Here is a 26,981-nt window from a genome sequence, read left to right on the forward strand (position 1 = left end):
CGAATTGGCCTACCACTACTTCGAATGCGCGTGGGCGGGCAACGCGGCAAAGGCGGTCGAATACTGCCGGCGCGCGGCCGACCAGGCGATGGCGCGCCTCGCCTACGAAGGCGCCGCCGACCTTTACGACCGCGCGCTGCACGCGCTGGAAGAGATCGACGACGAGCTGCCCGACCGCGACGAACAGGTTGCCGCGCTGCTGATCACGCGCTGCGAAGCCCTGCTGGCCGCCGGCGACGTGACTTCGGCGGCCAACGCCGTCACCCAATTACAAACGGACACAGTCGGTTCACCCCACCTTGCGGCCTGGGCGACATGCTTCGACGGCCAACTCTCGATGCTGATCCATCCGGAACGACTCGACGAGGTCGAGGCGGCGGTTGGCGCCGCCGCCGACAAACTGGCGGAACTGGGCGACGCGGCCGGAGAAGCCAAGGCGCACACCGTTCGTGCCGGATGCCTCGCCCGGCTCGGGCGAATCGGCGACTGCGAGATCGCCCTCGACGAGGCCCTCACGGCCGCGCGGCGCGCGCGTGAACACCGCCGGGTGAACGCGGTGCTGGCTAACGCACCCCTGGCCGCGTTGTGGGGCCCGAACCCCGTACCGCGCGCGGGCGGCCGGTGTCTGGACGTGGTGCGGCTGCTCCGGATCACCACCGACTCGCCGGCGGTCGAGGCGACGTCGACGCGCTGCCAGGCGGTGCTGGAGGCTTTCCGGGGACGGGCCGCGGCCGCGCGACGAATGATCGACTCGGCCCGTCGCACCGTGAGCGAGCTCGGGCTGCGCCATGCCCTGATGGAGGTCGAGCAGTTCGCCGGGATCGTGGAGTTGGTCGTAGACGAGCCGCCGGCGGCCGAGCCCCATTTGCGCAAGGCCTACAACGGCTTTCGCCGCATGGGCCTCGACGCCGACACCGCCGAAACCGCGGCGCTGCTGGGCCGCACGTGCCTCGCGCTCGGCAACGATGACGAGGCGGCCGAATTGTGCGCCGAGAGTGAGCGTCTCGCCGGCCACGCGCTGAAGGCGTCGATCGCCTGGCGCACGCTTCGGGCGCGGCTGCTGTCGCGGCGGGGCGATCACGACGCCGCACGGCGGGTCGCCGAGGAGGCCGTGGCGCTGGCCGAGCGCACCGACGCGTTGGTGGATCACGGCGACGCGTGCCTTTCGCTGGCAACGGTTTTGAGCGCGGTCGGCGACGTTGCGGGTGCGCGGGCCGCCGCCGAGCGCGCCGTCGAGTTGTACGAACGGAAAGGTGCCGGCGCGCTGGCGGAGAGGGCGCGGTTGGTTCTGGGGGCCGGACCACCCGCCGAGGCGGCTCGGTCCGAACCCGCGGTTGTCGAGCCCGAAAATGCTTGCGTGCGAGTGGGTCAACGCGTGATGGCCGCCGTCGATAGCGGGGCCTGGGAGGAGTTCGAGCAGCTTTTTGCACCGGATGCGCGTCTCGAGAGCCGCCGGAAGATCGTGGGTTTCACACCGACCGACCTTCCGCCGGACTGGGTGCATCAGAACAGGCTCAATCTCGAGATGACCGGCATGCGCGTCACCGCACAGGTTCTCGCGGTGCGGGGCGATAACCTGGCGCTCAGTCGGTTGGTGTCGGGCACTTCCGACGCGAGCCCTGGGGCGCCGCGCGACGAATTGCTCCAGGTCTACGGGATCAACGAGTCGGGTCTGATCGCGCTGCAGATATGGTTCGACGTCGACGACCTCGACGCAGCAATGGCCGAGCTTGACGCCCAATTCGAGGCGAAGGCCCCGATTCCGCGGCGATTGGAAAACACGGCAACGCGCGTATTCGAGGACGAGTGGAAGCACTTCGCGGCCCGCGACTGGCGCGCCATGGCTGAACTCGTGGCCGATGACTATGTCGGCATAGATCACCGACGGGTCGTCAGTGCCGAGACACAACACAGTCGCGATGAGGTGGTCAGAGACTTGCAGGCGGCCGCCGAAGTCGGTTTCACGATCTCGATGGTGGGAGCCGTCGCGATCCGCGGCAACCGACTTGTGCTCGCCCGCGTTCGCGCTTCCGGCCGCGACCCCGGGGCCATTGAAAACGACGCCCTCAACGTCGTCGAGATCGACGACGACAACCGGATCGCAAACGTCGTCACGTTCGACCTCGAAGACATCGAGTCCGCGGTCAACGAGCTCGACGCGCGCTTTGTTGCCGGTGAAGGCGCCGCGTACGCCCGCACGTGGTCGGTAGTAACCGGGGCTCTCACGGCCCACAATCGACGCGAACTGCCGGCCGCAACACCGGATGCGGTGACTATCGACCACCGTCGGGTGGCGACATTTGCGCCCGGTGAGGGTCTGGAATACATCCGTGCAGGCTGGGATCTCGACCAACAGCTCGACATCTATGTCGAAACAGAGCATCGCCTCAACGACCGCGGCGCCGTTTTCACGTGGGCGGGACATGGAACGTCACGCGACGGCTTCACGGCGGAATGGCGCGGGGTCGACCTGATGCTGGTCGACGACGAAATGATCAGTCGAGTAGAGGTTTTCGAAGAGACGGACCTCGACGCCGCGATCGAAAAGTTCGACAAGCTCAGTCGGTCTGCACCACGGCTGGAAAACGCCGCCAGCCAAACCTACGAGCGCCTGATGCGTTTGTTGGCGGCCCACGACTGGGACGCTATCACCGCAATAGTGGCCGACGATTTGTTCTACAACGACCGCAGGCGCGTGGTGAACGCCGGTTTGCGACATGGGCGCCGTGCGGGGATCGAAGACGTGCGGGCGTTGGTCGACGTCGGCTTCTCGCTGACGATCGTCCAGGTTCCAGCGACCCGGGGCGCGTTCCTCGCGCTCTTGCGTATGCGCGCGTCGGGCAGCGACCCCGAGACGATCCAAAACGACGCCTTCAATATCATCGAGGTCGACGCTGAAGGGCGGATCGCGGCGGTCATTGTGTTGGACCTCGAGGACTTCGACGCCGCCATCGCAGAGCTCGACGCGCGCTACCTCGCAGGCGAAGCCGCCGCCCAGGGGAACGTCTTGCGGTCCGTAATGGACACGATTGGGGAGCTCAATCGTCACGAGCCGGGACCGATGCTTGGGCGACTTGCGTTCACCGATCATCGACGCGTCCCGTTTGGGTCGGCGGAACACTACGGGCGAGCGATCCAGGAGCTATGGACACTTGTGCCCGACGCCCGTTATTGGATGAAGGCCATACATGCGCTCGAGGCCCACGGTCTCGTCGCCACCCTCGTCATCGAAGGCACCGACGCACACGGGAACGAATTGCAGTGGGGTCGAACCTTTTTGTTCCTTTCCGACGGTCCCCGGGTGGAGGTTTACGAAGAAGACGATGTCGACGCCGCGCTTGCTAGCTTCGACCAGCTGAGCCAACCGGCATTGGAGCTCGAGAATGCGGCAAGCCAAATGCACAAGCGCCTGGAATCCGTCTTTGCGGCCCGTGATTGGGACACGATGTCCGCCGTTATGGCCGACGAAATCCGCCTTGACGACCGTCGCCGAACGGTGAATTCCGGTATACGAGAGGGCCGTGCGGCCATTCTTGAAGAGATGTCGGCAACGGTCCGGATCGGCGTCAAGACCATGACGTCTGATGTCATCGCCGTCCGAGGTGACCGCCTGGCACTGTGCCGTAGCCAAACCTGGGGTCGCGACACGGGGCCGGAGGCATTCCACACCGATGTCTTCGACGTCTTCGAGCTCAACGCCGCCGGGAAGGTGTCGGCGCGAATCGTGTTTGACCTTGACGACTTTGACGCCGCCATTGCGGAGCTCGACGCGCGCTATCTCGCCGGCGACGCGGCCGCCCACGCACACACCTGGTCCCTGCTCACCGAGGCCTTCGCGGTGCTGAACCGGCGGGAAATCCCGCCCGTGACGCCAGACTGGACGAGCATCGACCACCGACGACTCGCCTCAATCGGTTCGGGTGATCTGGGCGCATATTTGGTTGCTAGCTGGGAACTCTCGCCACAGTCCCGAATCTACATGGCGGCCGTGCACCGGTTGAGCAACCTTGGTGCGGTGGTTACACACGTGGCCATTGGCACCTCGCCGGAGGGTTTCGACGCGGAGTGGCAGGTCGTTGACGTTGTAATGTTTGACGGCGACCGGATCAGCCGCACAGAGCTTTTCGACGAAACCGACGTCGATGCCGCGATCGCGCGGTTCGAACAATTGCACTCTAAGGCGGCACGGCTCGCAAATGCGGCCAGCCAAGCGGACCAACAATTCTGGGTCTGCTTCGCAGCCCGCAACTGGACTGCCATGGCAGAGTTGCTCACCAGCGACGTGCGCACGGAAGATCGCCGGCGAATCGTGAACGCGGGGGTCTTGCACGGCCGAGAAGTCCATATCGAAAACATGCGCGCCCTCGCCCAAATCGGTGCATACATCACGTCAGTCGGCATCGCGACCCGCGGGAAGCGGCTCACCCTTCGTCATATTCGGTCCGCGAACCAGGACCTGCGTCACGGAGAGTTTGGCAGCGAACTGCTGTACCTCATCGAGGTCAATGCGGAAGATCAGATAGCGGCGGGGGTCTTCTTCGACCCCGACGACTTTGACGCCGCAATCGCCGAACTCGACGCGCGGTACCTCGCCAGCGAAGCGGCGGCACACGCGCAGATCTGGTCGGCCATCACGCGCAGCTTTGAATCGATCAATCGGCGCGAAATGCCCGCGACGACATCGGATTGGGTGAACATCGACCACCGGCGCGGTACGTCGATAGCACCCGGTGAAATGGCTGCGTTGATGGGCGCCGCATGGAGTTCGGAGTCTGATCTGAGGTGCTTCATCGAATGGGTGCACCGTCTGAACGATCGCGGTGTCGTCATCACGCACGTCGCACATGAGACCTCGCGAGAAGGATTCCACGCCGAATGGCGGGTGATCAGCGTGATCACGGTCGAGGGCGACCTGATCAACCGCACCGAAGTATTCGACGAGGCAAGCCTGGCCGCCGCGATCGCGAGGTTCGATCAGCTGAACCGACCCACGCCCCGGTTGGAGAACGCGGCTAGCCGCGTCGGTAAGCGGTACCTGGCCCGCTTCGCGGCGGCCGATTGGGACGCCATGGCCGAGATGCTGGCCGAAGACTTCACCAACGACGATCGCCGTCGGGTGGTGGGCTCGGGAATCCAACAGGGTCGCGATGCCCAAATCGCGGACATGCAGACGGTCGGCGACCTGTGGACGCGAAACGTGACGCCGATTGTAATGGCGATACGCGGAGAGCGCCTTGCGCTCATGCGTCTGTGCTTTGCGGACCAGAAGCAAGGGCCGGATGCGTTCCTCACGGAGGCGCTCGGGGTCCTTGAGATCAATGCCGACGACCGAATCGTCGCGGCCGTCTTCTTCGACGACGTCACGGCCGCCTTCGAGGAGCTCGAAACTCGCTATCTCGCCGGTGAGGCGGCCGCCCATGCCAGCGCGTGGTCGGTGATCACCGCGATTTACCGGATGTTCAACCACCATGAACTGCCCACGGCGGATTGGGCGATCGTCGACCACCGGCGGGGCACGCCATTCGCGTCCGGCGAGCTGACCCCGGCTCTGCAGAACTTCTTCGATCTCACGCCGGAATTCCGGGTCGACATCGAAACAGTGCACCGACTCGACACCGTCGGAGCAGTGGTCACCATCGATTCGCAAGGATCGTCACACGACGGCCTGGCCGTCGAGTGGCGCATGATTCAACTTCTCACCGTTGAAGGAGATCGACTCACCCGGTGTGAACTCTTCGACGAGACAGACTTGGACGCCGCGATCGAGAGATTCGAACAACTTCACCGTCCGACGGTGCGGCGGGAGAATAAGGCGACACGAGTTGCTGACCGCTTCTTCGCAAATGTCCAGGCCCGCGATTGGACAGCGATAGCCCAGACCATGGCCGACGACGCCTGCGTCGACGATCGCCGTCGCGTGGTTAATGGCGGGCGTTGGGATGGTCGCGATGTCGTGATCGCAAATATCCGCGCGATCGGCGTAGGTGGGGCCAACATCGCATGGTCCGTGATCGCGATCCGCGGTGAGCGCCTGGCCCTGACCCGTATCAGTTCCTCCAACCTCGGCCTGACGCATGGAGAGTTCGAGAACGCAATGCTCGGCATCGCAGAGATCGATGCTGACGACCGAATGAAGGCTCAGGTCCTGTTCGACGCCCACGACGTCGAGGCGGCTTTTGCCGAGCTCGAGGCGCGGTACATCGTCGGAGAGGCAGCTGGGTCTTCCCGCGCTTGGTCGGTCATCGCAGAGGCGTATGCCGCGGTCAATCGTGGCGAGCTACCGTCGACGACGCCGGACTGGACCAACATCGACCACCGACGGGGAATAGCGTTCCCACCGGGCAATTTGGAGGCGTACCTCGAAGCCTCACGGGACCTGCTCGCTCCGGGGCTCAACGCCTACATCGAAATCGTGCATCGGTTGACTGACATCGGTGCGGTAGTCACTCGGATGATAGAAGGGACGTCGAGCGACGGCTTCCAGGCCGAGTGGCGAGAGATCGGCATCTCAATTGTCGAGGGTGATTTGATCAGCCGCTCCGAGATCTTCGATGAAACCGACCTCGACGCCGCACTCGCCCGGTTCGAAGAACTGCAACCGCGGGCGCGGCGCCTGGACAATGCGGCAACCCAAGTGAGTGAACGGTTTTGGAGCTCCCTAAAGACGCGAGATTGGGCAGCGATGGCCGAGATACTCGCCGAGAACGTCGTATCGCATGACAACCGCCGGGTTGTCAACTCCGGTGAACTGCGCGGGCGAGATCTGAACCTCGCAAACGTGCGGGCCGTCGCCGAGGTCGGTTTCGAGGGTGTTGACTCGACCCTCCTCGCGATTCGTGGGCAACGGCTTGCCCTCTTCCGCATTCGGTCCTCCGCCCACGGGCTCGAGCCCGGTGAGATCAGTGCGGACATGATCGGCGTCGTGGAGATCGACGGGGACAACCGGATGATCGTTCACTCCATATTCGACGCCGACGACTTCGACGCCGCTTTCGCGGAACTCGAAGCCCGGTACATCGCCGGCGAAGCGGCTACCCATGCGCGCGTGTGGTCGCTGGTCACGCAAGGACACGCCCAATTCAATCGGCACGAGCCTCCCGCAATGACGCCGGACGTGGTTTACGTCGACCACCGTCGGGGCGTGACAATCGAGGGTGCCGACCTTGCCGCATCCGTTCGCGCCGGGTGGGACCTTCTCCCGCAGGTGCACGCCTACGTAGAAACCGTGCATCGAGTGACCGAATTGGGGGCCGTCGCAACCCAAGTGGTCACAGCGACCTCAAAAGAGGGCTTCGACGCCGAGTGGCAGATGATCACCATTTTCACCTTCGAAGGCGACCGGCTCAGCCGATACGAAGTCTTTGACGAGACGGAGCTCGAAGCCGCACTCGCCCGCTTCGACGAGCTCAGCCGGCAGACTCGGCGGCTTGAGAACAAAGCAACCCGTGCGGAAGACCGCTTCTTTGCGTACTACAAGGCTCGCGACTGGGCGGCGCTCGCCGATACCCTGACCGCGGCCAGTGTCATCGAGAATCGAGTGCGCGTAGTTAACACTGGGCTCTGGAAGGGGCGCGATGTCGTGATCGCGAACTTGCAGGCCCTGGCCGATGCCGTGGCGAACGCTACGTCGGCAGTGGTGGCGGTCCGCGGGGAACGCCTCGGCCTCAGTCTCCTGCGTTATCCGAACAGCGATTCCCGGTACGGGGAGTTTGACTCTGAACAGCTCATCATCACTGAGCTCGGCGCCTCCGATAGGATTGCGGCGCAAATCGTATTTGATCCCGGCGAAATCGACGCCGCCTTTGTCGAACTCGAAAGTCGTTACCTCGCAGGCGAAGCGGCCGACCACGCGCACACTTGGTCGCTGATGGTCGAGGCCTATGCCACCCTCAACCGGCACGAGATACCCACTATCTCAACGGACTTCGTCAACATGGACCACCGACGCGGGATCACGTTCGAACCAGGCAACATCGTCAGGTACGTCCAGGCCACCTGGGAGATCGCGCCCGACCTCAAAATGTATATCGAGACGGTGCATCGGCTGACGAACGTCGGAGCGGTCATTACGCACAGCGGATATGGGACCTCTCACGAGGGTTTCGACGCGGAGTGGCGCGAGACCATTTTGTACACGTTCAACGACGGCCTGATGAACCGCTGCGAGATGTTCGACGAAGAAGACCTCGACGCCGCGCTCGCGCGCTTCGAGGAGCTGCAACCCGATGCTCGGCGGCTGGAAAACGCGGCAACCCTTGCCGATCAACAGTTCTGGGGGTACATCGCGGCAGGTGACTGGACCGCCCTGGGGACTATCCTGGCTGATGACGTGGCCAATGACGACCGCCGGCGGACCGTGAACGCCGGCATTCGGCGAGGTCGAGATTCCGATGTCGCCAACATGCGAAGCCTTTCCGAGATCGGGGTCACCCACGTCACATCGACCGTCATTGCGACCCGCGGCGAACGACTTCTCCTCAGACGTACGCGATTCTCTCTGGACGAAGGGCCCGAAGACTTCAACGTCGAGCTGCTCTGCGTCGTCGAACTCGACGCCGCAAATCGGATTGCGACCCGCGTCCTGTTCGACCCCGATGACATGGACGCCGCCTTCGAAGAACTCGATGCGCGGTACCTCGCCGGTGAGGCGGCCGCCCACGGGCGGACGTGGGAGATCATCGCGGGTTCTTATGCTTCGATGAACCGGCGCGAGCTGTTTCCGACGACACCGGATTGGGTGAACGTCGATCACCGACGACCCGGGATGTTCGAGGAAGGTGGCCTAAACGCATCCCTGCGTTCGCTGTGGCAGTTGACCTCAGACCTGACCTTCCGGATAGTGGCCGTGCATCGCTTGACTGATGCGGGCATGGTTTGCTCCCATGTGGCCCAGGGTGTTTCACACGACGGCTTTGACGCCGAGTGGCGAGGGATTGAGGTCCAGACCATCGAGGGTGATCGGATTAATCGCTGCGAAATCTTCGACCAAGACGACCTCGACACTGCGCTGGCGCGGTTCGACGAGATCACCGCGGCCAGGCCCGTCGGTGACTGATACAGTCCCGCAACAACAACCGCTCTATCTCTTGGCGGACAGCCAGCTGCTCTTCTGGAGACGGCGGGACCGGCTGATCCTCGATGCAGCCCTCGATGGACTATCCTGCGGCACAACGGTTACCGCGGCCTACATCGGTGCCTCCAACGGAGATCGTCCGGAGTACTACGAAATCTTCGAGGCGGCGATGGATGCCGTCGGCATCACCGACCGGCGCATGATCACCTCGTCATTCGGCCCGCAAGACCGCGCCTACCTCGAGAACGCCGCGTTGATCGTCCTCGCTGGCGGCGACGTGCGTCTCGGCTGGAACACCATCGAAAAGACGGGGATGAAGGAGGTGATTCTGGACCGGCACGCCAAAGGGGCAGTCCTGGTGGGCATTTCGGCCGGAGCGGTCCAGCTCGGACGCTACGCAATTGTCGATCCGCCGGAATCCGCCGTGCCCGAGCGGCTCGATGGGTTCGACCTCGTCCCCATGGCCATCGACGTGCACGACGAGCGGGCCGGGTGGGGACGGCTGTCGCGGACCATTGAACACCTGAACGGGGCGGCCGCCGGGCTCGGCATCCCGTCCGGCGGCGGCGTCATCGCTCACGCGGACGGCACCATCGAGCCACTGCGCCGTCCCGCGCGCAAATTCGTCTTCGACGGCGCTAGCGTCGTGGCCTCAACCGAGCCCGCCGCCTAGGCGGTCACCGATCATCGCCGTCTCGGGCGGTGCGCCGCCAGCACGTCGGCGTTGGCCAACGACTGGGCCTCAGCGGCCAGCGTCGAAGCCCTGTTGGCGTACGCAATCGCGTCGGCGGCGTTGCTTGCCTCATGGGCGTGCGCCGCCGCCAAATGCCCTTTGGCTTCCTCTAATCGGGCCTGCGCCTTGGCGCCGATGCTCTGGCGATGGCTGGCGACGTAGTCGGAGATCTGGCGCATTCTGGCATCCGCGGTGCCCAAGGCCTGCGCCAACGACTGCCCCTCAATACTCCCCTGCCCAGCGCTGACCGCGGTGCGCCGGCGCTGCCGGCGCGCCACATACAACAGGAAAAGTGCCGCGACGACGACCACGGCGACACCGACGATGACGATCGGCAGCCACGGCCGCTTCGATGAGCTTGCCGGCTCAGGCAAGTTCGCCGATTTGTCCAGCCCGTCGGCCGCGGCGACGGCGGCACCCGCCCAATTTTTCGTGGCCACCGCGGGGTCAATTTTGCTGCGCTGCAGGTCGCTTAATTCGGTTGCGGTGAGACTGCGTGGCGGCACGGTGAACGTGTACAGCTTGGTGTTGGTGGCCACGGCGAGCAGCGCGTCGTGGTCGCCCAGCCGGCTTTCGCTACGGGTGCGTTCGGCCCAGTTATCGGGCTTATATCGGTTGAAGTTATCGACGTAGACGACCCACAGCCAAATGCGCTGATCGTGGTAGAGCCGCTCGATCGCCGAGCTGACCGCGGCCCGGTCTGAGGCGGTCAGCGCCCCGGTGTTGTCGGTGATGTGATCCGCGAGCTTGGACGGGGGTTGCGCGGCGGCGGGGTTCGCCACCGGCAGCCCCACCGCGAGGATCGTCAGAATCACACCGACCAGGCGAACGACGCGCATACCGGTAATTTAGCCGTGATTCACGCATGCGGAGTGACGAGGAACTTTTCTCCGGTGGCTCGCTTGAGGTATGCGTTGAACGCCTCGGGTTTGAGCATGCCCGCGAGCGATACCTCGCGGGTATAGCTACTCGCGAACGTCGTGGTGAGCTCCGCGGCGACCCGGGCACGCAGCCGGCGGATCGTCTCGGCGCCCGCGCTCTGCAGAAACGGGGTGAGCAGCCACCCGCCCACACCCCAAGCCATTCCGAAGTTTCTGTTGAGCACGGTGGGGCCGGTGTCGAGGGCGCCGTAGATGTACACCTGCTTGTGAACGCTCGACCCGTAGCGCGAGTACTGGGCCGCGGTCGAATTGGCCGCCTCCTCCATGCCATTGAGGATCTGGCTCGCCAGCGTTCCGCCACCCGTGGCGTCGAACGCGAGCGTGGCCGATGTCGCCTTGAGCGCCTCGACGAGATCGGTCGCGAACGACGGCGACGTCGAGTTGAGCACATGGGTCGCGCCGAGAGACTTCAGCAGCTCTTCTTGTTCGGGCTTGCGGACGATGTTGACCAGCGGTATCCCGTCCTGCTGGCACAGCTTGACCAGCATCTGGCCGAGGTTCGAGGCCGCGGCGGTGTGCACGAGAGCGGAATGCCCTTCGCGACGCATGGTTTCGGTCATGCCCAGCGCCGTCATCGGGTTGACGAAGGACGACGCCCCGTCCCGGGCCGTAGCACCATCGGGCAGCACTAGACAGGCGGATGCGTCGACCGCTCGGTATTGCGAATACATCGCGCCGCCCGCGATTGCCACCGTCTTTCCAACCAACGCCTGGGCGGCTTCGGACGACCCCGCGGCCACCACCGTGCCCGCGCCCTCGTTGCCGACGGGAAGCGACTTGTCCAGGCGAGCCGACAGCCCCTTGAGGCTGGCATCGCCGACAGGCGCGGTGACGACGGGACGCTCCGGTGTGCCCGCGACCGTCGCCTTGGTCATGTCCGCCCCGGCAATCAGCAGGCCCAGGTCCGACGGGTTGATGGGCGAGGCTTCCACACGCACCACCACCTCGTTGGCACCGGGGGCTGGTACCGGCACCTCGTGCAGCGAGAGTTCGAGCGTGCCCTCCGACGTCACCAACGAACGCAGTTCCAGGGCGGTGTCGGGCAGATCTGCGGACATGGGCTCTTCCTCGTTCCTGTCAGGGGCTTCTGTCGTCCTCAACGTCACACCCGGCTACACATCTTCCGCCGCGGCGTCGAGGTAAAACCAGCGGCCGGCGCGGCGCTCGAAGCGGCTGCGCTCGTGCAGAGCGCCCATGCGGCCGCCCGACTCGAACCGGGCCGCGAACTCCACCTCGCCAGAATCGTCGTTCGGGCCGCCGGCGACGACGTCAAGCACGTCGAGGCCGGTCCAGGTGATGTTGGGGTCGACGGCCACGTCGGCCGGCCGGGTGCGCGGGTGCCAGGTGCGAAACAGGTAGTCGGCGTTGCGGTGCGCGAACGCCGAATACCTCGACCGCATCAATTCCTCGGCCGTTCGGGCCTGGACCTCGCCATCGTGCAGCGGTCCGCAACACGCGGGATAGTCGTCGCCACTGCCGCAGGGACACGGTTCGTTCATGTCACGAGTCGGCGCGCCACCGCAGCGGCACATGAACCGGGTACCAACCGTCGAAGATTTGGCTCGGAGCAGGACTGTAGGGTCTGGGATGCCACGCCTTGGGGACGTCCCCGGCGTCCCAGTCGAACCAGAAGAACGGGACCTCGGCAAGCCACACTTCGAAAAACAGGCTCAGCAGGTCGCGGACGAGGTGCGACGCCGGGCACCGGTGCGGTCCTCCCCCGAAGCTCCAATTCCGTTGCGGTCCATCCAATTTGAAGGCGTGGCCCGACATTTCATCGGCCTCGTCGCGGTGAACGAGTCCGACGCACAGATGAACGGGGGTGCCGGCCGGAATGGTCGTTTCGCCGATCGTCACGCTGCGACTCGTGATTCGTGAAACGGTCTTGGCGCCGCCATCCAACCGCAGCAACTCCTCGATGAAGCTGCGTAGCTTATCGGGGTTTTCGCGTAGCTCCCGCTGAAGCGTGGGCCTCCGCGCCAGCACCGCCAGTCCGGCCTTCATCGCGAACGACGCGAAGATCAAACCGCGCAGCACCGACCCGATCATTCCGAGCACTTCTTCGTCGGTGAGCGCTTCGCCGGCGAGGCGGCTGATCACATCGGCGCCACCGCGCGGCTTACGGCGGCCGGCGCCCACCAGCTGCGGGCTGAGCGCTTCGAGACTGACGTCCGCCGGCAGCCCAGAAATCGCGAAGAACGCCGCGCGCCAGGCAAAGTCAGCGGCATTGGCGCCGTCGCAGTGGTCCAGTTGCGTCACGACGTCGCGGATGCCGTTTTCGATGATTGCGCGCACGGGCTTGAGCATTTCCCGCGAATTGCCCGGATTGAACAGCAGGTCGACCATGATTTTGCGGTACGGCCCGAACGGCGGATTGCCGGGCATCAGTTCGCTTTGGCGGCTGGCGAATAACTCGCCATCACGGACCGCGGCCAGGACGTCGTCCCGCCGCCACAACACGTAGGTGCCGTCCGGCTCCCGCAGTACCCTTTGACCCGTCCGCTGCGCGGCGGCCAGCCACTCCCGGAAACCCGCTGCGGCAACCTCGTCGGACCGCATGACTTCCGCCGTGGCGGAGGCGGCCTCGCCCGCAGACTCGGTCACGGCGCACCACCCATACAGGTTAATTTAGCCGGAATCAGCTCTCACCGATCTGGAAGGTGAACTCGTGGCCGCAGATGCGAATGCGGTCACCGTCGGCCAGCGTCGCGCTGGTACGGATCCGCTGCTCCGCGACCTCGACTCCGTTGGCCGACTGGAGATCGGTGATCACGAAGCTGTTGCCGGTGTCGACGAGCACCGCGTGAAAGCGGCTCACGGTGTCGTCGTCGAGGACGATGTCGTTGTCAGCGAGGCGCCCGATCCTGGTGGCCGCCCCTCGCAGGGGGTAACGCCGTCCGGTGGCGTCACGCAGGTGGGCAACGGCGGACGCCCGGGCCTCGGTACGCCACTGGAACGTGCTGGCGGCACGCTTCGCGGTCGCGCGTGCCGCGTGCTTGACGTCCAGCGGCTCTTGGCTCAAAACCCTTTGGTGAAGGCTTCGCAACGTTGGGCCAGGGTCGATGCCGAGGTCCTCGGCGAGCGCACTCTTGAGCCGACCGTATGCGTCGAGTGCATCGTATTGGCGGTCCGCGACGTAGTAGCCGGTTATCAATTGCGCCCACAGCGGTTCTCGATAGGGGTGCTCGGCCACCAGCGCCTCCAATTCGGGAATTATGGAGTGTGTTCGCCCGCAAGCGATTTCGGCTTCGGCCCGCGCCGTCAGGGTCACCAACCTGTCCTCCGCGAGGGCGGCCGCGAATGGCCCGACGAACTCGAAGTCGCGCAGATCTTCGAGAACCGGTCCGCGCCACTCGGCCAGCGCGTCCGATAGGTGGCCGCTGGCCTGTTCGAACCGGCCTGCGGCGGCGGCCTGGATCCCCGCCTTCTGTGCGGTTGCGAAGCGGCCGAGGTCGCAGTCCGCATCGGGCACGTTGAGCCGATATCCCGGTGGGGCACTGACCAGAACGTCCGCCGGATCCACCCCGGCGCCGCTCACCAGTCGGCGGAGCCTGGACACGTGCGCGTGCAGGCTCGCCCGGGCCTCGGGAGGCGGGCGCTCCTGCCACGCCGCGTCGATCAATGAGTCGATGGAGACGGTGCGGTTCCGGTTGATCAGCAGTGCCGCCAGCACCGCGCGCTGCTTGGCCGGTCCGAGCGGAAGGTCGGTGCCGTCGGCGCGCATCTGCAACGGCCCCAACACGCCAAACTGGAGAGCGTTCTGGGCCATCGCGGTGGCAATCCCTTCAGCCGGCGTTAAACCCCATTCTGGGGTGTGGTCTGCGCCGTCACCACAGGTAGACGCGCGCGCTGCTGCCCCCGACGCAGGTGATCCAGCTTTCCCCGGGGTGCTGCTGACAGTGCATGAGGAAGTTCGATCCGTTGCACAGCGCTCCGGGCACCGTTTTGCAGTCGACAGCCCCCGGCGCGGAAACGGCGCGTGGCAGCGGGCTGGCATCGCCGTATTCGGCCCAATACGACGTCAGCACGCTGTTGGCGAAAAGGCATGAGGTTTCGGGTGTCCCGCGTCCGGCGCGGCTGCCGAAGCCGGTGGCCGTCGGCAACGAGAAGCCTTGGTCGCAGGACTGATGCAGGCTGCTCATGTCGGGCCCTGTGATCAATGGGGGCTGGACGGCGCGCGCGGGCGGGTCCTGTTGCTGGCCCGTCGGCGGGTGGACGAGAACACCGACGGCGACTGCGATTCCCGCGAGGATCAGGGCGGCCGCGGCCGCGATCACGGTCGGTAGCACCCAGCGCCGCCGGCGCCTTTCCGACCGGGGCTCGCGATGTTCGGCAGCGGCGAGCTGGTCCGTCGGGCCGCCGGAGGCCATGGTGGCGGCGGTGAACGGTCGCGTGCGGTCACCCTCGGCCGATGGGCTTCCCAACGCGCGCTGCGCGGCGCGGGCGAGGCCGCCCGCCGTCGCGTACCGGTCGTCGGGGTGCTTGGCCATCCCGCGGGCGACGACGTCGTCGAACGCCGGGGGAACGCGCCGATTCACCGCGCTCGGCCGGGGCGGCGGCAAGGCGAGATGCCCCGCCACCAGATGCTCGAGGCTGTCGCCGTCGAACGGAGCGTCCCCGGTCAGCGACTCGTACAACACGCACGCCAGCGAGTAGACGTCGACGGCGGGCGTGGCCACCTTGCCGTTAAATCGTTCGGGCGCCATGTAATTCAACGTGCCGATCTGGGTGCCGACCGTGGTCAGCCGGGGATCGGCCGTGGTCTGCGCGATTCCGAAGTCGACGAGATACACGAAATCCGCGGGCGTGACGAGGATGTTCTGCGGCTTGACGTCGCGGTGAATCAATCCTTCGGCGTGTGCGGCGTCGAGCGCGTCGGCGACCTGGCTGACGATGGCCACCGCCCGTGCGGGCGCCAGCGGCCCCTCCGCGATGAGGTCGAAGAGCGTCTGTCCCTGCACCAAACGCATGTCGATGTAGAGGTTGCCGTCGATCTCCCCCCAGTCGTGGATGGGAATGACATGCGGTTCTTGCAGCATCGCCGCCGCCTGGGACTCCCGCTGGAATCTGGTCCGGAAGGTGGTGTTGGCTGAGAGCTCTTCGGCGAGCACCTTGAGAGCGACGGTCCGCCTCTTGCCGGTGTCGTAGGCCTCGTAGACCACCCCGCCGCCGCCCTTGCCGATCCGGCGGGTGATGTCGTATTTGCCGAACGTCGTGCCGACGCGCGAGTCCACCGCCATCGCCCTCGATTCCTCGGGTACCGACGCAGTATCTCCCCTGCCGGCCGAGCGACGCACCTGTTTGCCGCAAAGCCGTCGCGAGTGGTTCGGCGGCCCCGCAAGGTTCGCGCAAGAAACACGCAAGGCGTCCGCCGCAACCTTTCCGTGACCGGGCATCGAGGCCCAGCGCAACGACAAACTCTCCTACCGAAGGAACCGAAGATGGCAACACTGTCACACCCCCGGAGTCGGCGCACCGGGCTCCGCCGCAAGCTGGCGTCCGCCCTGGTAGCCATGATTGCGGGCTCGGCAACAATCAGCCTGGCGACTACGGCCCACGCCGAGCCCGAGGCGATGGCGGCGCACGGCGTCGAGGCGCCGCTATCGGCCGTCCCATGGTCACAGGTCGGCCCGGGCTGGTTGCTCGCCATGTGGAGCCCCGCCCCCGGGCTGCACCCCGGCGAGTCCGCTCCCCCCGGCGCCCCGTCGTGGCAGACGGCCGTCACGACTCTGTACCTGGTCGACCCGGCGGGTGGCCGCTACCCGATCACCACCTTCCCGCCACCCGGTAACGGTCCGAGCCCGGACCTGATCGACTGGTCGGGCGACGGCACCCGCGCCTTGTTTTCCACCGGGGGGAAGGCCGGGACCGTCATCACGGAGGTCGACCTGCGCAGCGGCACCAAAACGTCGTTCACGGTCGACGGCACCCACCCCTCGGTTCGCTATACGCGTCCCGACGGCAAAGCGCTGCTGTTGTACCGGGCCATGGCCTCGCAGACCCGCTCACTCGAACGAGTGGACCTCGCCGGCAACCACCAGCTGACGTACCCGATCGGGCAGGACTTCGAGGGTTATCTGTCCACGCCGGACGGCACCCAACTAGTGGTGGGCACGGCCTCGGGCGTGGCCCTGATGGGCAACGACGGGGCGGCCGGCAGGGCCCTGCCAATCGCCGGTGATAAGGACTGCACGCCGATGCGGTGGTGGGACCCGGACTCGACGGTCGCGCTCACCCGCTGCGCGTCGCGGCTGTGGCTGGTGCCCATCGACGGCGGCGCCCCGACCGCCCTCACCGCGCCGACCAACGGCAAAGGTCCCGATTACGGCGACCTGAACGCCTGGCAACTCCCGGCCGGGACGTTTGTGCAGGCAGCGGGCGCGTGCGGGGTGATCTATCTCGCCAAGCTCAACGGCGACGGAACGACGGCACCCGTCGCGGTGGCGGGCGTGAAGGGCCGCAGCGTCGTCGTGGTCGGCGTCAACGGTGGCGACCTCAACCTGCAAGGGAGGGCTGGATGCGGAAGCGGCCAGTCGCTGATCGACTACAACCCCGCGGCCGGGACCTCAACCGTTCTGCTCGGGCCGACGGTCAACGGCGGCGGCGTCATCAGCGCGGTGCCCTACCCGGGCCAGCGGTGAGGGCACCTGGCATGACGAAAGTTGCTCGGGGCCACAGACGCACCGCGTCGATCGCTCTCGCGGTCGGGATCGCCACGGCCGCAGTGGTATCCGGCGGATGCTCCACAACGATCCCCGGGGCGCCCGTGGCCGCCAGCGCCGCTCACGCGGTGACCTATGGCCCGCAAGTCGAGCTGCCGTTCGGTAAGTTGATCAACCACCTCGCCGGCGTGGCGGTGGACGCCGCGGACAACGTGTACGTGCTCGACTTGCACTACGGGCAGGTGTGGGAGATGCCCGCGGGCACCAATCACCCAGCGCCGCTGCCGTTCCGGGATCTCGGTCAGGCCCTGCACGCGGCGATCGACGCTGCCGGCAACCTCTACGTCACCGACGGTCACCACAAGCGGGTGCTCAAGCTGACGCCCGGCAGCGCGACGCCCACCGTCCTGCCGTTCACGGGTCTCGACGTGATCGTGGGCCTCGCGGTGGACACCGCCGGCACCGTCTACGTCAGCGACTCGGGCACCCAGCAGGTGCTGCGCCTGGCGCAGGGGTCAAGTATTCCGACCGCCTTGCCGCTCAACGGCATTCATCCCGGCGGCGTGGCGGTGGATGCCAAAGGCGACGTCTACGTCGTCGATTCCGGCGGTAAGCGCGTGCTGCGGCTGGCACCCGGCGCCGATAGCCCGAGCGTGCTGCCGTTCACCGACCTCCAGCTGCCCGGCGATGTGGCGGTGGACAGGGGCGGAAACGTCTACGTCACCGACTTCAGCGCCAACCGGGTACTGAAGTTGAATAGAGGCGCGAGCGCCCCGACGGTGCTACCGTTCCACAACCTCAAGAACCCCGGCAGTGTGGCGGTCGACAGCGGAGGCAACGTGTACCTCAACGACAGCTCCCACTTCCGCATCCTCAAGCTGCCGGCCCGATGATGGTCACCGTGAGGGGTGTGCTGGCCGGGATTGCGGCCGCGGCGTTGATCGGTGGCGCGGCGGGGTGCGGCATGTCAAGCGTCGTCCGACAGACCACGACGACCACGACATCTGTTGAGCTGCAAGGGCGGAGCGCGTGCACCGATCTCGACGGAACCGTGGGTCCCGACGGGATCTGCCATGTGCGAAGTGCCACGCCCACCTACACGATCGAGATGAGCTTTCCCATCGACTACCCGGAGATGGATTCGGTGGCCGCATTCCTCAAACGCAACCGCGATGACTTCATTGACTGGGTCACCCAGGTGGGACCGGGCCAGAAGCGGGGCCGGCCATACCTCTACGCCGTCACCGCGAAGGCGTTTCGTTCGGGGCCGCCGGGCTCCGGCACCCAGAGCCTGGTGCTCACGATCGACAATGACACCGGCCTGGCCCACGAGGGCCACCCGAACACCACGTTCCGGGCGTTCAACTTCGATCTCGCCAAGCGCGTCCCGATCACCTTCGACACCTTGTTCAAGCCCGGGACGAAACCGCTCGAGGCGCTCGACCCGATCGTCCGACGCGAGTTGGATGCGCCGGATGCCGAACTCGACGAGGAGACCTACCAGAATTTCGCGATCACGAACGACGCGGTGATCTTCTTCTTCGGCCAAGACCAGGTGGTGCACGACAACGCCGGGCCCCACCAAGTCACGGTGCCCCGCAGCGATCTGGCGTCGCTACTGGCGTAAGCCGTTCCGGCGGAAGGGGTTCCGCTTCAAGAAATTTCCCGCGTTGGGCGCGACGTTGGCCGACCACCCCTGCGCGGGGAGGCGGTCTTGGCAGCCGGGCCGGCTAGATTATGAAGCAGCTGGGCGCACCGGGCGTGCAGCTGGTGGCGCATCCCGAGGCGGCCAGGGGGGTGAGCGCGATGACCAGGGCGATGAAAATTTTGCCGAGACCAGACATGACGTACTCCGCTCTGTCGAGACTGTGCCCGAGGCGCTCCTCAGCGTACGCGCGTGTCTATTCCGTCAAGTCTTTTTGCGCGACTTCTGTTGAATCAGGAAATGGTGATGAGCCAAACGACGCTACACACCCTGGTCATCGCCCACGGAAGTTCGTTAAAACGCAGTGCTGCCCGACGGCTTGAACACGAAGCCATGCTGACCGTGCGAGGTATCGAGGCATGCCACCAGGTGGTCGGCGCCCACCGCGCACGTGGCGTCGCGGTAGGTGAGTTTCTGTCCCGCATTCAGCAGCAGTCCGCGCGTGTAGGGCGCGCCGCAGTTGTCGCCCGTCTTGTTGATGACGTATGCCGGACCTGAACCCGGGCTTGCCTTGGCGACCGCGCAAGGGTTTGCGTCGGGCATGTCTCCCAGGCAGTTGATGTCTTGCGAGTGCCAAGCCGGTACTGGCTCTGCGGCCTCGAACCAGCATTGAATGTTGTAGGGAGTCGAAAAGTGCGCGTACTGAAGGCCTCTCGACGGGGCTTCGATGTAATTCTCGGCCGGTACCGGAGCGAAACCGCCGAGGTCCGGAAAGTCGCCCGGCTGCGCAGCGGCATGCTTCGGTGTCGTACAGGCAAGGCACGTCAACGCGCAAACGACGGATAGCATCTGCGTGGCCAAGCGGGTGACGGCGCGCATCTGTACCTCCTCAACTTCCCGGCGTGACGGTGAACGTGGTCGTGTAGGTGTGCGGATCGTAAACCCCGTCACCGAAGGTGCTTACCCTCATCGACACCACCTCTTTGCCGTCGATCTCCTGGATGCCCGTGATCGACGGGCCATACACCTGCGGCAGCGTCTGCGGGCTCACCAAAGCGGTTGTCGGTGCGGTCAATAGGCCCCGCGCGTCGCTGGCCACGGCGCCTTGGAGCGGCAGCGTGACCGGACGCCCTTGGGCGTTGACGGTCTCGCCCGCGCCGACGGCCATGAACCCACCTTTCGGGAGTGCGACGATCTGGCTTTCACGATTTCCGTTCATTCCACCCTTGAACGTCCCCATCGACTCTAGAGGCGATTTACCCCACGCCGGGTTCTGGCCGACGGGAGCGGACTGCCAAAGCCCGCGTTGTCCGTTGGCGTCGTTTCCCATGATTATCATTCGCCCCGACTGCGGGTCATATGCGCCGCTGGCCTGCGAAATACCTTTCAGGGTGTACAGCGGGGTGTCGGGATGGGCCAAATCCACCACAACCGTGTCGGGGGCGGTGTAGTGCTCGTTCTTCTGGCCGTCCGGTGTTTGGTACGGCACGATGGCATAGAACCCATAGTGTTCACCGTTGGGCCCCGTCGCCGTCCCCGTCGGGAGTGGTCGATATCCGTCAGGAACCGGCAATGGGTTTTTGCCGTCATAGACGCCCGGCACGTGGATATGCGGATACCCGTCCTTCCCGTCGCCGCCCAGCGCGATGCCCGTGCCCGGAATCGTCACATCGAGGTCGTCCTGCTGGCCGCTGTTGACGCCTTCCATCAGGGGTGGAGTGGCCGGCCCGTCAATACGCGGCCCCTTGCCGCCTCCCGTATTCATGGGCGCCGGACCGAAGCTTTCATGCGCGTCGTCAGCCCAGATTCCAGCCGGATCGTAGCCATCTTTGGCGAGCGATGCCTCACCCGCATGAAGCGAGCTGGCATAGATGCCTCGAATCAAACGCATCTGCACCAGGGCGTCGCGAACATCGTCCGCCTCGTCCGCCTTCGCATCTTCAATCAATGTCAGCAACGCGTGACGGCTCTTCTCGTCGAGGTTGCCGTCCTGCAGATCCTTCTGTGCCGCGACGACGATCTTGTCGAGCAGCTCCAGTTGGCGGTTCAGCGTGGCGATCTCGGCCGAACCTCGTTGCTGCGCCTCGGCCAACGCCGCGGCGATGTTCTCCAGGTCCGACCCGATCTTGGGCAATTGCAGAGACTGTGACCCGAGGGCTTGCGACACGCGTTGCACTTCGGCGGAGTCGTTGATGGGATGGTCGCCATCCTGATGGTTCCAGGCCGCGTCGAAACGCTTCTTCGCCTGATCGAATGTTTCGCTTGCCTCAGCGGTACATCGGCCGGCGTCGTGGAACGCTTGCGCGAGGTTATTGATCTGCAGCGGGCTACCCGCTTGCAACGTTCGATTGATCTCCCAGGGGTCACCCCCCGCTTGGGCGATCAGCCCCGCAATATCGAGCATCTCCCCTTGATAACACCCTTCGGGCCACCGGCGCGTGCACGTCGAGAAGTTGGTCGATCCGTGGGTGCTCACTGCATTCGCGAAGCGGCGAGAAGGAAGTTGTAGGGCGGGCGGGGCTCGAACCCGCGACCAACGGATTATGAGTCCGCGGCTCTAACCAACTGAGCTACCGCCCCTGGGGATGTTCCGTAGGAAACCGTAGCCCAAAGCGTGGTCATCGTCCGCCGGGCATGCGGAGCCCGCCGCACTCGAAGGAGCGGCGGCGGGCATTCAGGGCATCAGGGCATCAGATTGGGGCCGGCTGCCCGGGGGCTTGCCGCGCGGCTTGGTCCTTGAGGCGGGGGATCAGGTCCGGCGCGTAGACGTAGATCGCCGACTCGACCTCCCACTCGGCCTGCTTCTGGTCCATCGGCGTGGTCCTGGTGATCATGTTGATCAATTCCTGGGCCTCGCCAAACTGATTCGGGTTGGACCGCACCTGGCTGGCGAACCAGCGTCCCTCGGCGGCCTCGCTGCAATCGTTGAAATCGGCGTTGTGCACCATCTTGTTCTGCGCCAGCAGCTTGATGTACTGGTCGTCGGCCGGGCTCATGTTGCACGATGCCGATGCGTGCGGCGCCGACATTACGGCACCCCCCACCATCGCCGCCCCCAGCGCAACGCCGGCGGCCCCCACCGCCAGTGCTTGCGCGCGCGATCGCGTGCTCCTCACTTTCACGTCCCCCTTATCGTGGAATTTGCCAATTTCCTTTCGCGCCGAACACCGGGTACCACCGGCAACGAGCGTGACAAACGACTCGTTCGTCAAACAATCGATGAACGGCAGTCAACGAAAACGCCAGTGCGAGTTGGATATCCGATCAGCGGGCTAGCGGTAAGCGCAATGGCCCAACACCGGCGCTCAGTGCTGCCGGTGCCGTACTCCACAGTTAGCTGGCGGGCCTACTCCGACGGCCAGTTCGCGTGCGCGGCCTGGTCCTTGATCTTGGGGATCATGTCCGGCGCGTAGACGTAGATGGCCGACTCGACCTCCCACTCGGCCTGGGCCTGGTTCATCGACGTCGTGTTGGTGATCATGTTGACCAGCTCTTGGGCCTCACCGAACGGGTTGGGGTGGTTGCGCACCTGGTCGGCGAACCAACGCCCCTCGGCAGCCTCGGTGCAATCGCTGAAGTCGGCGTTGTGCACCATCTTGTTCTGTGCGAGCAGCTGGATGTACTGGTCGTCCTTCGGGCTGAGATTGCAGGACGCCGACGCTTGGGGCGCGGACAGCACCGCCCCGCCGAGCATCGAGGCCCCCAACGCGACGCCGGCGGCACAGACCGAGGACACTCGCGTGCGCAAACGTGAGCGGGTGGTCGTCATCTCCGGTCCTCCCTCTGCGTGTGAGCGGTGGGCTCTCCGACGCAAATCAAGCTGTGATGTGGCGACAGCTAGCCGTCAAATCAGGCGTCGCTGCCAGCTGAGATCACCGGCACATATGAGTTCACATATGAGTTTCGGCGTCGGGCATAAATTTAGCCAGTGCCAGCGGCCTGAGCGGGGAACTTTTGTTTGCGTGATCGTGTACGAATGGTTAACATTCGCTACTTCGTACCGGCCGCAAGAGCCCGGCGGATGCACGCGGGCCGACCGTGCCTGCCACCGTGAATAGCCTCATGACCAGTGAATAAGCACCCCGGCCCAACGACCACGTCGGCCGCAGATGACTCTTAGCTGAAGACGGTCTGCCCGTCGGCGTCGAGCAGATAGCGCTCGGTGCCCTGCTCGACCCGGGCCGCGTCGGCGCCCAGCGCGACGGCGACTTTGTTGCTTGCATTCCGCATGATGTCAAAGGTGAGCTCGACGGCCTCGGCATCGGAGAACCGGGAGCGCACCTCGGCGGCATCGTCGACGGCGAGGTGCGCAGGGGTCCAAATTAGCCCATCGGCGTAGCGCAGCGCTGCTTTAGCGCGGTCGTCGAGCACACTCGACGACTCGAAGCGCTCGATCTCGTCGTACAGCGTTTCCGAACCGCCGGCATCCAGCGCGGTGCTCTCCCGCAGCGACTTGCACAGCCGGCAGTTGTGCTGAACCGCCCCGCGCAGCCGGACCAGCTCGGCGGTGACCGGGTCGAGCGCCCGCATGCGCGCCACCGCGGGCAGGAAGTCGTTGAACACCGGACCCGACGGCTCGGTGACGCCGTCCCACGCGACGACGCCGTCGACCCAGCCCAGGTACTCCGAGCCGACGCCGAGCGCTTCCAGCCCGGCCCGCACCCGCGGAACGAAGTCGGCGATATACATTCCGACCACCACGCCGAAGGCGGCCTCCCCCAGCTGCTTGACCAGGCGGGATCGCAGGTCGCCGGTGATTGCCGAGACGTCGGCGCTGAACTGTTCGGCGAACTCGGCGACCACGACTTCCGCGTCCGATTCGGGCGCGCCGACCTCGACGGGGCTGGGCAGCGGCGGCAGCGACAGCGTCTCCGCACACACCCGCCGGATCAGTCCCGCGATGCGGGCGGCCGCCGGGTCACCCGGAAACAGGGCCACCAACCGCGTGAGCTGATCCTTCCGAACCGAAACCGGAGCCGCCATTCGTCACACGCTAGAACGCGGCCCGCCCCGCGGCAATCGCCTATTGCGCCTGGCTCACCGACGACATATAGAAGTCCGGTATCCGCAGCGACGGCATTGCCGACCGGGTGGCCCAGTCCGCCCACTCCCGCGGCAGCGTCTTCTCGCTCACCCCGGCCTCGGTGGCCCGCCGCAGCAGGTCCAGCGGGCTCTCGTTGAACCGGAAGTTGTTGACCGCCGCGGTCACCTCGCCGTCCTCGATGAGGTAGACGCCGTCGCGGGTCAGCCCGGTGAGCAGCAGCGTGGTGGGGTCGACCTCGCGGATGTACCACAGCGTGGTCAGCAGCAGGCCGCGTTCGGTGGCCGCGATCATGTCGGCCAGGTCGACGGAGCCACCGGTCATCACCAGGTTGTCGGCGGCCACCGCCACCTGGGCGTCGAATTTGGCGGCAGTGGCCCGCGGATAGGCCAGCGCGTTGATCACGCCGTTGCGGATCCAGTCCACCTGGCCGATCTCCATGCCGTTGTCGAAGACCGACACCGTTTCCGACGAGCTGCTCACGGCGACGAACGGTGTGCATGCCAGGCCGGGCGCCATCGGATCGGAGAACAGCGTCAACGGCAACTCGGTGAGCTTCTCCCCCACCCGGGTCCCGCCGCCGGGCGCCGAGAACGCGGTGCGGCCCTCCCTCGCGCCACGGCCGGCCATCGACCACGCCAGGTAGAGCATCATGTCGGCCACCGTCGATGGCGGCATGATCGTCTCGTAGCGGCCGGCGGGCAACTCCACGCTGCGTTCGGCCCAGCCGAGCCGCATCGACAGCTCCTCGAGCAGCGAATCCATTGGCACACCGGCGAAGTCGGGCGTGCCGATGCCCGCCCAGGCGCTCGCGTCGCCGCGCTTGCCGTTGATCTCCACCGCCCCGGCGGGCTGGGTGTAGCGGCGCCGCACGCCGGTGGACGACGCCAAGAACGTGGTCGAAACGCTATGGTGCGCAAAGCCATACAGCCGGTCGGTGCCGCGAAAGCCCCGGCTGAGGGAGTCGGCGACCTCGGCGAACACCAGCGGCCCGGTGCCCGGCACGGGTGCGTTCCAGTCCGCGGGCACGCCGGTGTCGGCCAGCAGCGGCGCGGCGTCACCGGCCTCGGGCGCCGAGCGGGCCGCCTCCTGGGACGCCGCCACCAGCTCGGGGATCACCCGCGGATCTACCTCCGCCGAGACCATGGTGCCGATGCGCGCGGTGGAGCCCTGACGGACGACGGAGATCACGGTGATGCTGCGGTTGACCGCAACACCGTTGGTGGTCATCGAATTACCCGCCCAGCGCAGCGTCGCCTCCGCCTTGTCGGTGACGAGCACCATGGTCTCGCTGGCGCCGCCGAGCTTGGCGGCCTCGTCCAGAACCAGGTTGACCACGTGCTGCGGGGTGATCATCGGCCACCCTCGGCGCGGGTGTTGAGCACGTTGACGCCGCGGAACAGCGCCGACGGGCAGCCGTGGCTGACCGGGGCGATCTGGCCGGGCTGGGCCTTGCCGCAGTTGAACGCGCCACCCAGCCGCCAGGTCGACGGCCCGCCCACGGCCTCCATCGAGTTCCAGAAATCGGTCGTCGTGGCCTGATACGCGACATCCCGCAATTGGCCCTCCAATTCGCCGTCGCGGATGCGGAAGAACCGCTGACCGGTGAACTGAAAGTTGTAGCGCTGCATGTCGATCGACCATGACTTGTCGCCGATGATGTAAATGCCGTCCTCGACGCGGCCGATCAGGTCGGCGGTGCTGACGTCCTCCTTCGCGGGTTGCAGCGACACGTTCGCCATCCGCTGGATCGGCACGTGATGCGGCGAGTCGGCATACGAGCACCCGTTCGAGCGCGGCTGACCCAGGCGCGGGGCGAATACCCGGTCGAGTTGATAGCCGACGAATATCCCGTCGCGCACCAGATCCCAGCTTTGGGCGGCGACCCCCTCGTCGTCGTAACCGATGGTGGCCAGCCCGTGCGCGACGGTGCGGTCCGCGGTCACGTTCATCACCGGGGAGCCGTACCGCATGGTGCCGAGTTTGTCCGGGGTGGCGAACGACGTTCCGGCGTAGGCGGCCTCGTAGCCGATGGCGCGGTCGTATTCGGTTGCGTGGCCAATGGATTCGTGAATCGTCAGCCACAGGTTGGTGGGATCGATCACCAGGTCCATGCGCCCGGCGGAAACGCTGGGCGCCTTGACCTTTTCGGCCAGCAGCGACGGCAGCTGCGCCAGCTCGTCGGTCCAGTTCCAGATGTCGTCGCCGGACAAAACCTCCCAGCCGCGCCCCATCGGGGGCGCCAGCGTCCGCATCGAGTCGAAGCTGCCCGCCTCGGCGTCGACGGTCACCGCCTCCAGCGACGGCTGCACCCGCACCCGCTGCTGGGTGATCGACGACCCGAAGGTGTCGGCGTAGAAGGTCTGCTCCTTGACGGCCGTGAGCACGGCCGAGACGTGGTCGACGCCGTCGGAACTGAGCAGCCGACCGGAGTACTCCTCGAGTAGGGCGATCTTGTCGGTGGCCGGGATGGTGAAGGGGTCGATGCGGTACTCCGACACCCAGGTGGCCTCGGCGTACACGGGTTCGGGCGCCAACTCGACGCGCTCACGGTTGAGCGTGGCCAGGGTGGTGGCCACCTGCACGGCGTGACGGGCGGTCTCGGCGGCCACGGCGGGCGCCAGCTCCGCGTGCGAGGCGAATCCCCACGTGCCGTCCACGATCACCCGCACCGCCAAGCCGATCTCGCGAGTGACCACCGACGTCTCCAGCTCACCGTCGCGCAGCTGCACGATCTCGGTCACGATGCGGTGAATCCGCAGGTCGGCGTAGCTGGCGCCGGACGCGGTGGCCGACGACAGCGCGGCGTCGGCCAGCGCCTCGCGCGGCAGGTTGAGGAAGTCGGCATCGATCCCCCGGTTCGCTGTCACGAGTCCACCGTAACGG

Annotated in this window: 18 protein-coding genes and 1 tRNA gene; 5 read left to right on the plus strand and 14 right to left on the minus strand. The window is 66.0% G+C overall.

Features of this window, described 5'->3' with window-relative positions:
- The coding region (locus A5702_RS26790; RefSeq protein ID WP_068223913.1) for a tetratricopeptide repeat protein at positions 1 to 9,055 on the plus strand (9,055 nt) is incomplete at its 5' end.
- The gene (locus A5702_RS26530) at positions 9,048 to 9,746 is read left to right on the plus strand and encodes a Type 1 glutamine amidotransferase-like domain-containing protein (RefSeq protein ID WP_068223917.1); all 699 of its coding nucleotides are present in this window, start codon (positions 9,048 to 9,050) and stop codon (positions 9,744 to 9,746) included. The genes A5702_RS26790 and A5702_RS26530, both read left to right, overlap by 8 nt.
- 11 nt (positions 9,747 to 9,757) lie before the next feature.
- On the opposite strand, the gene A5702_RS22665 is transcribed toward A5702_RS26530, so the two are convergent.
- The 6 genes from A5702_RS22665 to A5702_RS22690 form a co-directional block, all read right to left on the minus strand.
- Entirely contained in the window at positions 9,758 to 10,645 is an 888-nt protein-coding gene (locus A5702_RS22665) for a TPM domain-containing protein (protein ID WP_068223920.1), read from the minus strand.
- Between the two features lie 20 nt (positions 10,646 to 10,665).
- Complete coding sequence (locus A5702_RS22670; RefSeq protein ID WP_068223922.1) at positions 10,666 to 11,805, minus strand: zinc-binding dehydrogenase; 1,140 nt, start codon at positions 11,803 to 11,805, stop codon at positions 10,666 to 10,668.
- 54 nt (positions 11,806 to 11,859) lie between these two features.
- Positions 11,860 to 12,246, minus strand: a complete 387-nt coding sequence (locus A5702_RS22675; RefSeq protein WP_068223926.1) for a YchJ family protein — start codon at positions 12,244 to 12,246, stop codon at positions 11,860 to 11,862.
- A gap of 1 nt (position 12,247) precedes the next feature.
- Positions 12,248 to 13,132: a cytochrome P450 gene (locus A5702_RS22680; protein WP_197506668.1), complete on the minus strand. Its 885-nt coding sequence runs from the start codon at positions 13,130 to 13,132 to the stop codon at positions 12,248 to 12,250.
- 253 nt (positions 13,133 to 13,385) lie between these two features.
- The gene (locus A5702_RS22685; protein ID WP_068223931.1) at positions 13,386 to 14,516 is read right to left on the minus strand and encodes a BTAD domain-containing putative transcriptional regulator; all 1,131 of its coding nucleotides are present in this window, start codon (positions 14,514 to 14,516) and stop codon (positions 13,386 to 13,388) included.
- A 58-nt stretch (positions 14,517 to 14,574) separates the two neighbouring features.
- On the minus strand, positions 14,575 to 15,987 hold the full coding sequence (locus A5702_RS22690) for a serine/threonine-protein kinase (RefSeq protein ID WP_068223934.1): 1,413 nt from the start codon (positions 15,985 to 15,987) through the stop codon (positions 14,575 to 14,577).
- Positions 15,988 to 16,188: 201 nt separating this feature from the next.
- On the opposite strand from A5702_RS22690, the gene A5702_RS22695 reads away from it, so the two are divergent.
- The 3 genes from A5702_RS22695 (at position 16,189) to A5702_RS22705 (ending at position 19,036) form a co-directional block, all read left to right on the plus strand.
- Positions 16,189 to 17,388: a hypothetical protein gene (locus tag A5702_RS22695; protein ID WP_231965156.1), complete on the plus strand. Its 1,200-nt coding sequence runs from the start codon at positions 16,189 to 16,191 to the stop codon at positions 17,386 to 17,388.
- A 125-nt stretch (positions 17,389 to 17,513) separates the two neighbouring features.
- Positions 17,514 to 18,302 (plus strand): NHL repeat-containing protein, encoded by a 789-nt coding sequence (locus tag A5702_RS22700; RefSeq protein WP_068223940.1) that lies wholly within the window; start codon positions 17,514 to 17,516, stop codon positions 18,300 to 18,302.
- On the plus strand, positions 18,299 to 19,036 hold the full coding sequence (locus A5702_RS22705; RefSeq protein WP_231965157.1) for an esterase: 738 nt from the start codon (positions 18,299 to 18,301) through the stop codon (positions 19,034 to 19,036). The genes A5702_RS22700 and A5702_RS22705 overlap by 4 nt, the downstream gene beginning before the upstream one ends.
- Positions 19,037 to 19,408: 372 nt before the next feature.
- Here A5702_RS22705 and A5702_RS22710 read toward each other — a convergent pair whose 3' ends face one another.
- From A5702_RS22710 to A5702_RS22745, 8 genes are all read right to left on the minus strand, one after another.
- Positions 19,409 to 19,933, minus strand: a complete 525-nt coding sequence (locus tag A5702_RS22710) for a hypothetical protein (protein WP_068223944.1) — start codon at positions 19,931 to 19,933, stop codon at positions 19,409 to 19,411.
- Between the two features lie 10 nt (positions 19,934 to 19,943).
- Complete coding sequence (locus A5702_RS22715; RefSeq protein WP_068223947.1) at positions 19,944 to 21,458, minus strand: hypothetical protein; 1,515 nt, start codon at positions 21,456 to 21,458, stop codon at positions 19,944 to 19,946.
- 102 nt (positions 21,459 to 21,560) lie between these two features.
- A tRNA-Ile gene (locus A5702_RS22720) sits at positions 21,561 to 21,634 on the minus strand.
- A 110-nt stretch (positions 21,635 to 21,744) separates the two neighbouring features.
- Positions 21,745 to 22,134, minus strand: a complete 390-nt coding sequence (locus A5702_RS22725; protein ID WP_067817822.1) for a DUF732 domain-containing protein — start codon at positions 22,132 to 22,134, stop codon at positions 21,745 to 21,747.
- 266 nt (positions 22,135 to 22,400) lie between these two features.
- Positions 22,401 to 22,823 carry a DUF732 domain-containing protein gene (locus A5702_RS22730; protein WP_055400064.1) on the minus strand — a complete coding sequence of 141 codons (423 nt, stop codon included), beginning with the start codon at positions 22,821 to 22,823 and terminating at the stop codon, positions 22,401 to 22,403.
- 347 nt (positions 22,824 to 23,170) lie between these two features.
- Entirely contained in the window at positions 23,171 to 24,037 is an 867-nt protein-coding gene (locus A5702_RS22735; protein ID WP_068223950.1) for a carboxymuconolactone decarboxylase family protein, read from the minus strand.
- Positions 24,038 to 24,077: 40 nt separating this feature from the next.
- Positions 24,078 to 25,451: a metallopeptidase TldD-related protein gene (locus A5702_RS22740; RefSeq protein WP_068223953.1), complete on the minus strand. Its 1,374-nt coding sequence runs from the start codon at positions 25,449 to 25,451 to the stop codon at positions 24,078 to 24,080.
- Positions 25,448 to 26,965, minus strand: coding sequence for a TldD/PmbA family protein (locus A5702_RS22745; RefSeq protein ID WP_068224020.1), 1,518 nt, complete (start codon positions 26,963 to 26,965; stop codon positions 25,448 to 25,450). The genes A5702_RS22740 and A5702_RS22745 overlap by 4 nt, the downstream gene beginning before the upstream one ends.
- Positions 26,966 to 26,981 lie beyond the last annotated feature (16 nt).

It is taken from the genome of Mycobacterium sp. E3339 (assembly GCF_001666915.1).
Taxonomy (GTDB): Bacteria; Actinomycetota; Actinomycetes; order Mycobacteriales; family Mycobacteriaceae; genus Mycobacterium.